Source organism: Winogradskyella poriferorum, from assembly GCF_050618035.1.
GTDB classification, from domain to species: domain Bacteria; phylum Bacteroidota; class Bacteroidia; order Flavobacteriales; family Flavobacteriaceae; genus Winogradskyella; species Winogradskyella poriferorum_A.
This window is the reverse complement of the sequence record NZ_JBODPY010000003.1, coordinates 429,551-443,311: the sequence shown is the minus strand read 5'-3', so window position 1 is coordinate 443,311 and position 13,761 is coordinate 429,551. Positions and strand designations below refer to the sequence as shown.

Genomic DNA, 13,761 nt, shown 5'->3' with positions numbered 1-13,761 from the left:
TTTACATTGTATCTTTGCGGTTTGATAGATCAAAAGCATGAGGACTAAAACACTTAAGAAAAATAGAATTAACGTTATTACACTTGGCTGTAGTAAGAATGTCTATGATAGTGAAGTATTGATGGGCCAATTAAAGGCCAGTGGAAAAGATGTTGTGCATGAGCAAGAAGGTAATATTGTAGTGATTAATACTTGTGGTTTTATAAATAACGCCAAAGAAGAAAGTGTTAATACCATCCTTGAGTTTATGCAAAAGAAAGAGGAAGGTGATGTAGATAAAGTATTTGTTACTGGATGTTTGAGCGAGCGCTATAAGCCCGATTTAGAAAAGGAAATTCCAAATGTAGATCAGTATTTTGGTACAACAGAATTGCCAAGTCTATTAAAAGCTTTAGGAGCAGATTATAAACATGAACTTATAGGTGAGCGACTCACGACGACTCCTAAGAATTATGCTTATTTAAAAATTGCTGACGGATGTGATAGACCTTGCAGTTTTTGTGCTATTCCACTAATGCGTGGTAAACACAGAAGCACACCAATCGAAGATTTAGTTGTTGAGGCAGAAAAATTAGCTTCAAATGGTGTAAAAGAACTTATTTTAATTGCTCAAGATTTAACCTATTACGGTTTAGATTTATATAAAAAGCGAAATTTAGCAGAGCTATTAGAAGCTTTGGTAAAAGTAGATGGAATAGATTGGATAAGATTGCATTATGCATTTCCAACAGGGTTCCCGATGGATGTATTAGATGTGATGAAGCGTGAACCAAAAATCTGTAATTACTTAGATATTCCTTTACAACATATCTCAGATGCTATTTTAAAGAGTATGCGTCGAGGCACTACAAAAGAAAAGACCACAAAATTACTTAAGGAATTTAGAGATATAGTTCCTGAGATGACAATAAGGACTACTTTAATCGTTGGCTATCCTGGTGAAACTGAGGAGGACTTTCAGACACTAAAGCAGTGGGTAAAGGATATGCGTTTTGAGCGCTTAGGATGTTTTACGTATTCTCACGAGGAGAATACACATGCTTACAATCTTGAAGACAATGTTCCTGAAGAAGTAAAAATGCAACGCGCTAATGAGATTATGGAAATTCAATCGCAAATATCCTGGGAATTGAATCAACAAAAAATAGGGCAGGAGTTCAAAGTAGTTATTGATCGTAAAGAAGGGAATTATTTTGTTGGACGAACTGAATTTGATTCTCCAGATGTAGATAATGAGGTTTTGATAGATGCTTCAAAAGTTTATTTGAAAACTGGTGAATTTGCGACTGTTAAGGTCACAGAAGCAGAAGATTTTGATCTCTATGCTGAGGTTGTCTAGATGGTAAAATCAATTAAGTTACCTTTTATTTTAAAGGGATGAAATCTGCTAAATAGCTCTTCTGAGTACCAACCTAATTCGCGTGTTTTTTTTACCATTTGGGCATGTTTAGGGTTTTTATAGGCATATTGAATCATTTCGTTTCCATTATTCCATAACGAAAAAGTTGCCTGCATAAAAATAGGCCATTCACCAATACCTTTAGAGTATATCAAGCCAGTATGTCCATCCATAGACTTTGATACCGATGGAACATATTTCCAAAATTTATGAATTAGTTTAGGTTTAATGGTGGCCCTGGTAATAACAGCCAATGGCTTATTAACATCATAGTCTATTGCCTTTTTAAAAGGTTCCTTATCGCTCCATCTACCATGGGCTTTAATGGTGTGCATATAAACATGAGTAAATGAAATTGCTGTATGAGTATAGGCCTCAATAACTTCTGATTCTATAAATGAATTAGCTTCTTCTTCAGAATTGAATACTGTAAGTAACCCAAAAGTTGAAAAATCTGGCCAAATAGAAAATCCATTACCACTACCACTACCTAAGGATTTCCAAAATGTCAAGCCTTCAATTGATGCTTCGAGTAAAGGAGGTCTGCCCATGCGTCCTAAGGCATTCCATTTATTGCGTGCACCCGAGTATTTAAAGAAGGAAATAAGTGTAGTTTGTGGCATTAATCTTATGCAATGAATTTGTACAAAGATAAGGCCAATAGCACTCTGTTTTTATTAATATAAGTTTAAAATGTGACTGTCTTAAAGTCAATGGGTCCTAATTTAAAGAGACATAATATTTAATGAACCACTTAGTAAAAAAGAATAGATTAAAAATAGTTATGCTGTCAATTTGCACACTATTAATACTATGCATTTGGAGTATTATACTATAACAAATAGTGAAATGTTGATTGGATGTATGAGTCACATAAATTTAACCAACCGTTATAATACTAAGACTGAGCAACCTCATTTAAATATGCTGATCGATAAGGATCGCATTGCCATCTGGATCTAAAACCACAAAACTAGCAGGTCCAGAATCACCAGCATCAATTTCACTAGCAAAGGTTACGCCTTTAGATTTTAAATGCGATTGAATTTCTCTAACATCATTATAATCATCTAAGGTATTGGCATTTTGATCCCATCCTGGATTAAAGGTGAGAATATTGTTTTCAAACATACCTTGAAATAAACCAATCAGTGTTGATTCGTTTTTCATGATGAGATAATTGCTCTCAATGGCTCCGGCAAAAACCGAAAAGCCCATGGTTTCATAAAAAGATTTTGAAGCCTCTAAGTTTTGGACAGACAAACTTACAGAGAATGCACCTAGTTTCATTTTAATTGATTTTAATTAGTACCTAAAGTTAATAAAATCAATAGAATAGCTTTTTTATGGGACTTAGATTATTTATTCAATAGAATAGGCTTGCCAAACCCTAAGGCTTCTAAACGATCTAATTGAGTTTCTGCATCTCCAACAAGGAGGTAAATCATCTGATTTGGTTTGATATATTTTTCTATCAATGCCTTTACATCATTAACAGTCATATTTTTCACCAATTCTTCTCGTTGTTTTGCATAGTCATCGTCAAGACCATAGTTACTAATATTAGTAAGCATATTTAATTTGGCATTTAAGGTTTCAAAAGCTCTTGCATTACTTTTTATGGTATAGCCTTTTGTAACTTCAAGATCTTCTTCATTGTATCCAGAGCCATAGTTTTCTAATATATCTTTAACTAAGCTTGTAGATTCGAATGTTACGTTTGATCGAACACCACTGCTAATTGCGAACTCGCCGTTATAATTAGAACCCGAAAATCGAGATCTAATACCATAGGTATAGCCCTTGCCTTCTCTTAATTGTTGAGTAAGCTGAGAAGCAAATCCGCCACCACCTAAACGATAGTTCATTACTGTTGCTGGATAGTAATCTACCTCAGTTGCCTTTAGTGCTGGATATCCAAATCGTATAACTGATTGTTTGGCACCTGGAATATCATAAAAATAAATCTTCGATGATGCAGGCTTTAATGGTAACGGCAATTCTGGAATGGTAACTTCTTTAGATTCCCATTGGTTATTTATTTGATCTAAAGACGCAAGCACCTCAGATTTTGAAATAGCACCAACAACATGATAGGATGCTAATTGAGGAGTGAGATTTTTATTGTAGAACTCCTTGAGATCTATCATGGTAATAGATGCTACAGATTCTTCTGTACCATTATTGCTATTTGACAAAATGTTATTTTCTCCATAAAGTAGTTTGGCATATTCATTTGCCGAAATACTGTTAGGGCTTCCTTTTTGTCTTTTTATTGTACTGATAGTACTCGCTTTTAGTAATTCTAGTTCGTTTTCATCCCAACGTGGTTCTAGTAGAATTTCATTCACCAAATCCATGGTTGCATCAAAATGTTTTGACAGTGTAGTGCCAGAGATGGTAATATTACTATCAGTGGCATAGGCATAGATACTAGCACCAAGGCTTTGGATAGCATTTTCTAATTCTTCAGTGCTTTTATTTTTTGTGCCTTTGGTCATAAGATTGGCTAAAAGGTTTGAAACACCAATTTTATTTTTATTCTCTAATAAAAGTCCACCTTCAATCTGCATTTCAAATTGTACTAGTGGAACTTCTGTATTTTCAATACCATAAACATTTATACCTGAATCGAGTTTTTCTTTCCAAACTTCTGGGATATTTAATTCAGGATTCTCACCAAAAGGTGGTTCAATACTACGATCAAAACTGCTAGGCGTTTTCTCATAAGTTGCTTCGATACTGGCGTCAAAGGTTTCTTCTGCACCTTGAACAATCTTTTCTTCAACAACATTTGCTAATGTTGAATTATCTAGAACTAAATCAACCTGTCCCTTAGGAACAAAACTTGTCGCTATATAATTTTTGTCTTTAATATACTTATTGTATACAGCCATGACATCCTCTGGAGTCACAGCTAAAATATTTTTAACATCTTGATTTATAAATCCAGGATCACCAGCAAAAATTTCATATTGTGCCAACTGAAATCCTTTGCCTAACACACTAGAAAGACTATTGTAGAAATCAGTTTCTTGTCCCGCTTTGATTCTATTTAAATCTGATTCGGAGATACCATTGAGTTCGAAATCCTTGAAACCGTCATTGATGGCATCTGCTACAACATTTAAATCAATTTGGTTAAAGGCCGTAACGGATAATGATATTTGTCCGGCTATTTCAGAATTATATTGAGAGAATCTGACATTATCAGTCAGCTTTTCTTGGTCAACCAAAATTTGATTTAAGGGTGCTTTTTTTCCATTAGATAAATACTCGGTCAAAACGCTTAAAGCATAAGAATCCTTATGGTATTGTGGTACACCTGGCCAAGTCATTGATAATCGAGGTAATCTGGCAAAATTATCCTCATAAAAAAGACGTTTTGATGATTTTAAAATAACAGGTTGTTTTTCAATTTCATCAATGTCTTCACCTCGTGGAATTTCATCAAAATATTTCTTTACCCATTCCTTAGTCTGTTTTACATCTATATCTCCGGCAATAGTCAAGGTTACATTATTAGGAACGTACCAGCGTCTATAAAACTCTTTTACATCCTCTAATGTGGCATTCTGCAGATCTTCCAAGGAGCCTATAACTTCCCAGCTGTAAGGGTGGCCTTCTGGGTAAAGATTTGTGTTTGTAACATAAGAACTGTGGCCGTATGGTCTATTGTCTGTAGATTGGCGCTTTTCATTCTTTACAACTTGCTTCTCTTTCGCCAGAACAGGTTCTGTAACTGTGTTAATGAAGAAACCAAGTTTATCAGCTTCTGCCCAAATCATTTTTTCCAAGGCATCTTTTGGCACGGTTTGGAAGTAGTTGGTTCTGTCTCTACTTGTAGACCCATTTGCACCTGAACCTCCAATACGAGCACTCATTTTGTCTAAACCACCTTTACCTAAATTCTCAGATTCAAGGAAAAGTAAGTGTTCGAATAGGTGAGCAAAACCTGTGCGCCCTTCTTTTTCTCTAGCTGAACCAACATGTGCTGTTAAAGCGACAGCCACAACAGGATCAGAATCATCTACGTGTAAAATAACCTGAAGGCCATTATCTAGAGTAAATTTTTCAAAATCGACTTTAAATTCAGTGGATTGTGTTTTTTCTTTTTCTTGACATGCTAATACAATTACAGCAGTCAATACAAATAGTAATAAGCCTTTTATTGATTTCATAATTTAGAGCTGAAAAATGACTAAAATTCAAATGCATTTATATTTACGAAGAATACAGAGTTCACTAAGAACAATTTACCGTTGTCCCAAAAATTCCTGAACAACACATTATCAGCAAAGTAAATAATACTACCGCTTCCTTTCTGTTCTTCACCAAAAACCAACGTATTTTTTAGGTTATTAATTGTATTCTTACCAGCAAATCCCGAGTATACTTTGGTGTCACCAATATGAGCTACATTATATCCACTACTTAGTAAATCATAAGCAGTGCTTCCTAACTTTAAAGTAAAATACTCATTTCCGTATCCAAATGCCATTGGGTGCGTATTATCCACTTTGGTTTTAAATATTGCACCAGTGATCATATTATTAGTGTATTCTCGTTCTCTTTCTGCATAAGGCGTTAGGTTATTACTTTCGCCTATCCCTTCTGAGGCTTTATATTTTAGACTCATTCCGTCTTTTCCAGCTATACTTCTTAAAGCACCATCTATGGCAATTAAGGTACCACCAGCTCTTACCCAGTCATTGATTTTATTGAAACTGTTATCATTTAAAACACTACCATAATAACCGTTAGGAACAATTAACACATTGTATTTGCTTAAGTTAGTTCTGCTTAGGTTTTTTGTATTTATTGAGGTAATAGGATAATTGAGTTGGTTTTCAAAAAAGTTCCAGATTTCACCATAACTTAAAGATGATGTACCATCTCCAGAGAGCACTGCAACCTTTTGATTATTTATTAATTTAATATCTGGTGAGCCAATATCTGGAGTCGTTTGGGAGAAACCAGATACAATAGGTGTTAATTTTTGATTATGAACTTTTATGGCTTTGTTTAAAAGTGTCATAAAATTATCGAGATGGCTATTGTCCCCTTTAGTAATGATGAGTGAACCTCTATCAAAAGTGCTACCATTTGATTTAAATGGTTTTTCAGTAAATCTTACTCTTATATCATGCTTTAATAGTGTTGCGAGAAACTGTGCATCCTTCATAGAATTCCATTTGCTCACATAGCCATAGGCTTCAGATACCTGTTCCAGAGTGTTATTATCTATTAAGATTTCACTAGATACTTTTGAAGTACTCGCAATGGCCTTTAAACCGTAAGCATATGGTAAAGACCATGCTGTTATATCATAAGTTAGGGAATCAGATAACTTTGCTGAAGGTTCAAAAAGTACCTTTACCATTTTACCTTTTGGCTGATTAGAATGAATAACTAAGTCATTAGATGAAAGGGACATGCTACCTTGTCCACCTTTGCTATAATCGTAGCCTGACGCTTTTCCGCCAGAAGGACGCTCATATTTAATTTCGTGTTGATCTAAAAGCGCTTTAAGTCTATTTAATTTATCCGCTTCACCTTGTAGTACATAACTCTTGTATTTTAAACCATTATTATTGAAAAACTTAACGAACTCGGTATTTATTTTATTGGCATTTTTTGAAGCAATTTCAACTGTTGATAAACCTGTAGTGGTGTGATGCGTTAAACGTTCAACTAAGGTTAATACATGACCCTCATCATTTAAAACACCTAGACCAGCCATACCATGACCACCTTGCTCATAGGTCATTCCAATAGCTCCCATGTAAGTAGGGTAGGTGTCACCATAACTTGGGTAAAGCAGGTCAAACCGTTCGCGAGTGAAAAATAACCAACCATTCGCATCGAAATATTTAGCGTGATTAATACCAATTTGAGTTTGGAAATCACGTTGCCAATCCGTAATTATTTCGTGATAAGGTTCTGCCGCAGGAGCAAAATAATAAGGTTCATTTATACCTTGTTCATGAAAATCTACATGAATATGAGGCATCCACTTATTATATACTTTAAGGCGTTGTTGCGTTTCAACTTGAGTGGCCCAAACCCAATCTCTATTTAAATCAAATAGGTAGTGGTTTGGTCGGCCTCCAGGCCATGGTTCATTATGCTCACTGGCTTGGATATCTATATCATATGGCTTGCTAGCCGTCTCATTAAACCAATTTACATAACGATCTCTACCGTCTGGATTAATACAAGGATCAATAATTACTACAGTATTGTTTAAAAGTTGTTTCTGTTCTGTCAATAATTTATAAATCGTAAGCATTGAGGCTTCAGTACTGGAAGCTTCATTCCCATGTACATTATAACTAAGCCAAACAATAGAAATATCAGAATCATTTGAAGTACCATCTAATAGACCAGTTTGCTTCAAATTGTTTGTTCTAATTGTTTCTAGATTTTTCAAGTTTTCTTCACTCGAGATATAAGCCAAATACAAAGAGCGTCTTTCATTGGTTTGACCATATTTTTCTAACTTTACATTAGCTGGCATAGCATCTGCTACATGCTCAAAATAATCAACGACTTGGTGGTGTCTGCTAAATTGAGTTCCAATTTCATAACCCAAAAAATCATCAGGTGATTGTAAGTTTTGGGCATTTAATTGAAAAAAGGAATAAAGTGAAATGAATAAAATGAAAAAATGTCGGCGCATATTAGTTGGTTTTATTTGATAACTAGTAAATATAAAGACTGTATCTCATATTTTTTGCATGATAATTTGAATTAACTAAAAATTAGCAGTTGCAAATTTGAAGAAGCTTATATTTACAGCATAATTACTAATCCTATGCCAACTAACTATATTCCTTTTAGAGAAACTGGTTATTTCTCTAAATTTATTTGTGATTATTTGGAAGAAAGACCAGAGTTGGCAGACTTTTACAATCGCTTTCCTAGTAAAGAGAATTTTGAAACACAAATAAAGGAAAAGCAGAGTAGTTACAAAGCATCTCATCGTAAAATCTTAGTTGAAACTTTAAAAGATCAGTATTCAAATTCTGATATTTCTGACTTAACAAAGCATAATATTCAGTCACTTGCAAGTGATGACACATTCACAGTAACAACAGGGCATCAATTAAATTTATTCACAGGTCCATTATACTTTTTATACAAGATTATTTCGGCAATAAAGCTGAGTAATGATTTATCGAAAACTTATCCAGAATATAACTTTGTTCCTGTTTATTGGATGGCTTCAGAAGATCACGATTTTGATGAGATAAACTATTTTAATTATAAGGGTAAGAAGCTTCAATGGAATAGTAATCAAACTGGCGCAGTGGGCCAATTTAGCACTGAGGGTTTAGATGAGGTTTTTGAGGTGGTTTCTGCAGAATTTGGTCAGGGAAAAAAAGCGGATCAACTTAAGCATTGGTTTAAAGAAGCCTATTTAGGACACACCAATTTAGCTGATGCTACGCGTTATTTGGCAAATGCTTTATTTGGAGAATACGGTCTAGTAATTATTGATGCAGACAATTCTGAATTAAAGCGATTATTTATTCAACAGATGGAGGCAGAACTATTAGATGAAACAGCTTATAATAATGTCTCCAAGACCAATTTAGATTTAGAAAGATTAAATCTTAAGATTCAGGTGAATCCAAGGGAAATAAATTTGTTCTACATTAAAAATGGGATACGCGAACGTATCATTAATGAGGAAGGTATATTCTCTGTGATGAATACTGATATGCGTTGGACTGAGTCAGAGTTAAAAGCCTCCTTACAAAATAACCCAGAGTGTTTTTCACCTAATGTGATATTACGACCCTTGTATCAAGAAGTTATTCTGCCTAATCTATGCTACATTGGTGGAGGTGGAGAAATGATATATTGGTTGCAGTTGAAATCTAATTTTGAAGCAAACAGGGTGACCTTTCCAATGCTTTTATTAAGAAATTCGGTGTTGGTTAAAACTCAAAAACAGTCAGATAAGCTGCGTAAGCTCGGCATTGTAGACAAGGACTTATTTTTAAAAAGGAATACATTCATTAACAAGCGTGTTAGAATAATCTCTAATATAGAAATTGATTTTTCAGAACAAATTAAGCACTTAGAAAATCAGTTTGAGGCCCTTCATGGTGTAGCAGAAGAGACTGATAAGTCCTTCTTAGGAGCAGTTAAAGCGCAGGAGGTTAAGCAAATAAAGGGATTAAAACATCTAGAGAAACGACTGTTGAAAGCCCAAAAACGCAAACTAAAAGATCAGATAGAGCGTTGTACGGAACTGCAAGAACAGCTATTTCCAAGTCAAAGTCTTCAAGAGCGTAACCTGAATTTTTCAGAATTGTATCTTGAGTATGGTGAAGAATTAATTCCAGAATTATTTAAGACTTTAGAGCCCTTAAAAGGCAAATTTACGGTGTTAACAATTTGAGGTAATTTTTGTTTTTCAGCTCTTTAATTTTTAGTTGCAATTGTTACTTTTGCACATGCAACATAATAAAGTCCTTATTTTAGATTTCGGATCGCAATACACTCAGTTAATTGCGCGCCGTGTGAGAGAGTTAAACATCTACTGCGAAATCCATCCTTTTAATAAAATTCCTGAAGCTATAGACACCTATAATGCGGTCGTACTTTCAGGAAGTCCAGTCTCTGTAAGATCAGAAGATGCCTTACATCCAGACTTATCTCAAATAAGAGGAAAAAAGCCAATATTAGCTGTGTGTTACGGTGCACAGTATTTGGCACATTTTTCAGGTGGACAAGTAGCAGAATCGAGTACTCGAGAATATGGAAGAGCAAAATTAGCCTACATTAAACCAGGCGAAGATTTCTTTGAGAATATTCATGAAGACAGTCAAGTATGGATGAGCCATAGTGATACGATTAAGAAATTACCAACCAATGGTGTTTTACTTGCCAGTACTCACGATGTTGAAAATGCGGCTTATAAAATTGAAGGCGAGGATACTTATGCCATTCAATTTCATCCTGAGGTTTATCATTCTACTGACGGTCATCAATTACTTCATAATTTTCTAGTCAAAATAGCAAAAGTAAATCAAGATTGGACACCAAATGCCTTTGTGGATGAAACCGTAGAAGATCTTAAGGCGCAACTCGGAGATGATAAGGTGGTTCTTGGTCTTTCTGGAGGTGTAGATTCGTCTGTAGCCGCAATGCTATTGCATAAGGCCATTGGTGAAAACTTATACTGCATTTTTGTAAATAATGGATTGTTGCGTAAAAACGAATTTGAAGATGTCTTGCATCAATATGCGGATATGGGCCTTAATGTTAAAGGTGTTGATGCTTCGGCACGTTTTTTGGATGCCCTAGCTGGTAAGAGCGACCCAGAAGAAAAAAGAAAGATAATTGGTCGCGTGTTCATTGAAGTTTTTGATGATGAAGCTCATCGTATAAAAGATGTAAAATGGTTAGCGCAAGGCACTATCTATCCAGATGTGATAGAAAGTGTTTCGGCAACGGGAGGACCAAGTGCCACAATAAAGAGTCACCATAACGTTGGCGGTTTACCTGATTTTATGAAGCTAAAAGTTGTTGAACCTTTAAAATCCTTGTTCAAAGATGAGGTAAGACGAGTTGGAGCTTCTATGAATATGGATTCTCATTTGCTTGGTAGACATCCATTTCCAGGTCCAGGATTAGCAATTCGTATTCTTGGAGATCTAACGGCTGAGAAAGTACGTATATTACAAGAGGTAGATGCAATTTTCATTAATAACCTACGTTCTTGGAATTTATACGACAAGGTTTGGCAAGCAGGTGCCATGCTATTACCAGTCAATAGTGTTGGTGTTATGGGAGATGAGCGAACCTATGAAAAGTGTGTGGCATTAAGAGCAGTTGAAAGTACGGACGGTATGACTGCGGATTGGGTGAATTTACCTTATGAGTTTTTACAAAAAACTTCTAATGAAATAATAAATAAAGTGAAAGGTGTTAATAGAGTTGTATATGACATAAGCTCAAAACCACCTGCGACGATAGAATGGGAATAGTTTGTGACCTTTGGTTCAAATATGTCTCTAATATCATATAGTCACAAGTATATTATGAAGAAATTTATATCCCTCTTACTATTAGTTTTTACGCTTAGTGTTTTTGGTCAGAATTATAAGACCCATAAGGTACTGAAAGGTGAAACTATTGAAAGTATTGCAAAGCAGTATTTGGTTACACCATTTGATATTTATGCTTTAAATCCAGATTTAAAGGCACGGTTGAAGCCAAATAGTGTATTGATCATTCCAAATTCTAAAGTTAAGAATGAGCCTCAAAAAGAGGAGACACGAGAACTAGTTGGCTATAAAAATCATAAAGTAAAGCGTAAGGAGACACTTTTTAGTCTATCTCAGAAATACGATGTTTCAATTGAGGAAATAAAAAAGGCCAATCGCTTTCTATATTCTGAAAATCTGAAGAAAGGGGATAAACTTAGAATCCCTAAGTTTAAAACTGTTATATATAAGAAATCCTTTAGTAACACTATTAAAAAGTATGTGGTACAGCCAAAAGAGGGTAAATGGCGAATAGCCTATAAATTCGGGATTACCGTAGACGAATTAGAGGATTTGAATCCTAATATGAAAGATGTACTTCAACCAGGTGATGAGTTAAATGTACCAAATATCTCAGATAACGAAGAGAAGCTTGTCGAAGAAGATTATAACTATTATGAAGTATTACCGAAAGAAGGATTTTACAGGCTCAAAATAAAAACAGGCTTATCGCAAGAAGAATTAGAAGCATTAAATCCTGAATTAAAGGAAAGCGGTTTAAAGGCTGGTATGGTATTGAAATTACCAGCACAACTAGATGCTGAGGCCGAGTTGAGTCGTGTAGAAACAACCGCTCTACATTCTAATCTTTCCAATTTTAAGACTAAAAAGATTGCTTTAATGCTACCATATCGACTAAATAGAGTCGATGTGGATTCCATAACAGAAACTAAAGAAATGATAAAAAACAGCAGGCTATTGTCTGTGGTTTTGGATTTTCATGCGGGTGCATTAATGGCCTTAGATTCTGCCAAGCAATTAGGTATTTCAACCGATTTGAAAGTTTTTGATACTCAATTTCAAATTTCTAAAACTAGAAACATTTTAGAAGGTAATAGTTTTGAAGATTATGATGCTGTTATTGGTCCTATGAAAGCTGAGTGCTTCGATCGTGTTGCTACGACGTTAAGACGCGACGGAGTTCCAGTAGTTGCGGCCATGAACAAACCAGAAGAAGTCTACTCAAATGTTTTTCAAACTATTCCTGAAGATGAACTCTTAAGGAAAGCTATGATTAATTATGTTAAGGCAGATAGTTTAAAGCAAAAAGTTGTTATTATTTCAGATTTATCAAAAACGGCAACGAGCGAAATGCTACGCAGTGAGTTTCCTGGAGCCAAATTGATTTACTCACGAAAAAATATTAAGACAGGAAAAGATGGATTCTTTATTGACCCGACCGATTTAGAGGAGGTATTCCCTAAAGGTAGAACTATTGTATTTTTGGAAACTGAAAACAATGCATTTGCATCGAGTATAATTAGTTTACTTAATGGATTAACAAATGAAGAAGAGCAAATAATATTGGTGACTTTAGATAAAAACCGAGCGTTCGAAGGAAAGAATATTGATAATTATCATTTGTCAAATCTCAATTTTCATTATCCTTCGGTAAATAAAAATTTTGAAGATCAAAGTAATTCAAGCTTTGTGAAAAACTATAAAAGAACATACGGTGTATCACCAAGTAAATATGCTTCTCGAGGTTTTGATGTGACGTTAGATTTATTGCTGCGATTAGCTTCTGCGGAGGATTTATATGAAGGCTCAACTGATGATATTGAAACAGAATATATAGAGAATAAGTTTAGATATAATAAAGCCATGTTCGGCGGTTATGTCAATGAGGCGCTCTATGTTGTAAAATATCAGGATCTAACTATAGTAAAAGCAGAATAATGACATCAAAAGTAGAATATCTCGGTGATTTAAGAACCGAGAGTACGCATATAAAATCAAATAATTCCTTTATTACAGACGCACCGACGGACAATAATGGTAAAGGCGAGGCGTTTTCTCCTACAGATACTGTAGCCACTGGGTTAGCAAGTTGTATGCTAACCGTTATGGGAATTAAAGCACGTGATATGGGCATTGATATGTCTGGAACAACAGCTGAGGTAACAAAAACAATGGCAAGTAACCCAAGGCGTATTTCTAAGATTGAAGTTGCTATCAATTTCTCATTTGAGACTGATGATAAGACTCGAAAAATTTTGGAGCACACAGCCAATACATGTCCTGTGCACTACAGTTTGCATCCTGATATCGAAAAGGATATCACATTTAACTGGTAAT

The 13,761-nt window shown here is 34.9% G+C and carries 9 protein-coding genes; 5 read left to right on the top strand and 4 right to left on the bottom strand.

Going from position 1 to position 13,761, the window contains the following annotated elements:
- Positions 1-37 precede the first annotated feature (37 nt).
- Positions 38-1,339: a 30S ribosomal protein S12 methylthiotransferase RimO gene (rimO, locus tag ACRHOC_RS09420; RefSeq protein WP_431158383.1), complete on the top strand. Its 1,302-nt coding sequence runs from the start codon at positions 38-40 to the stop codon at positions 1,337-1,339.
- Here rimO and ACRHOC_RS09415 read toward each other — a convergent pair.
- The 4 genes from ACRHOC_RS09415 to ACRHOC_RS09400 all read right to left on the bottom strand — a co-directional run bounded on the left by ACRHOC_RS09415 (position 1,336) and on the right by ACRHOC_RS09400 (position 8,081).
- Positions 1,336-2,022: a hypothetical protein gene (locus tag ACRHOC_RS09415; protein WP_431158382.1), complete on the bottom strand. Its 687-nt coding sequence runs from the start codon at positions 2,020-2,022 to the stop codon at positions 1,336-1,338. The two genes, rimO and ACRHOC_RS09415, sit on opposite strands and share 4 nt — an antisense overlap.
- A 295-nt stretch (positions 2,023-2,317) precedes the next feature.
- Positions 2,318-2,689 (bottom strand): VOC family protein, encoded by a 372-nt coding sequence (locus tag ACRHOC_RS09410; protein WP_431158381.1) that lies wholly within the window; start codon positions 2,687-2,689, stop codon positions 2,318-2,320.
- 68 nt (positions 2,690-2,757) lie between these two features.
- Entirely contained in the window at positions 2,758-5,580 is a 2,823-nt protein-coding gene (locus ACRHOC_RS09405) for a M16 family metallopeptidase (protein WP_431158380.1), read from the bottom strand.
- 20 nt (positions 5,581-5,600) lie between these two features.
- Positions 5,601-8,081: a M14 family metallopeptidase gene (locus ACRHOC_RS09400; protein WP_431158379.1), complete on the bottom strand. Its 2,481-nt coding sequence runs from the start codon at positions 8,079-8,081 to the stop codon at positions 5,601-5,603.
- 135 nt (positions 8,082-8,216) lie between these two features.
- On the opposite strand from ACRHOC_RS09400, the gene bshC reads away from it, so the two are divergent.
- Genes bshC through ACRHOC_RS09380 form a run of 4 tightly spaced genes read left to right on the top strand, consistent with a single transcriptional unit; the run spans position 8,217 to position 13,760 of the window.
- Positions 8,217-9,812 (top strand): bacillithiol biosynthesis cysteine-adding enzyme BshC, encoded by a 1,596-nt coding sequence (gene bshC / locus ACRHOC_RS09395; protein WP_431158378.1) that lies wholly within the window; start codon positions 8,217-8,219, stop codon positions 9,810-9,812.
- A gap of 55 nt (positions 9,813-9,867) precedes the next feature.
- Positions 9,868-11,403, top strand: a complete 1,536-nt coding sequence (guaA, locus tag ACRHOC_RS09390; protein WP_431158376.1) for a glutamine-hydrolyzing GMP synthase — start codon at positions 9,868-9,870, stop codon at positions 11,401-11,403.
- A gap of 54 nt (positions 11,404-11,457) precedes the next feature.
- A complete protein-coding gene (locus ACRHOC_RS09385) occupies positions 11,458-13,362 on the top strand; it encodes a PBP1 and LysM peptidoglycan-binding domain-containing protein (RefSeq protein ID WP_431158374.1) in 1,905 nt (634 codons plus the stop codon).
- Positions 13,362-13,760 carry an OsmC family protein gene (locus ACRHOC_RS09380; RefSeq protein ID WP_431158373.1) on the top strand — a complete coding sequence of 133 codons (399 nt, stop codon included), beginning with the start codon at positions 13,362-13,364 and terminating at the stop codon, positions 13,758-13,760. Before ACRHOC_RS09385 ends, ACRHOC_RS09380 begins: the two co-directional genes overlap by 1 nt.
- Position 13,761 lies beyond the last annotated feature (1 nt).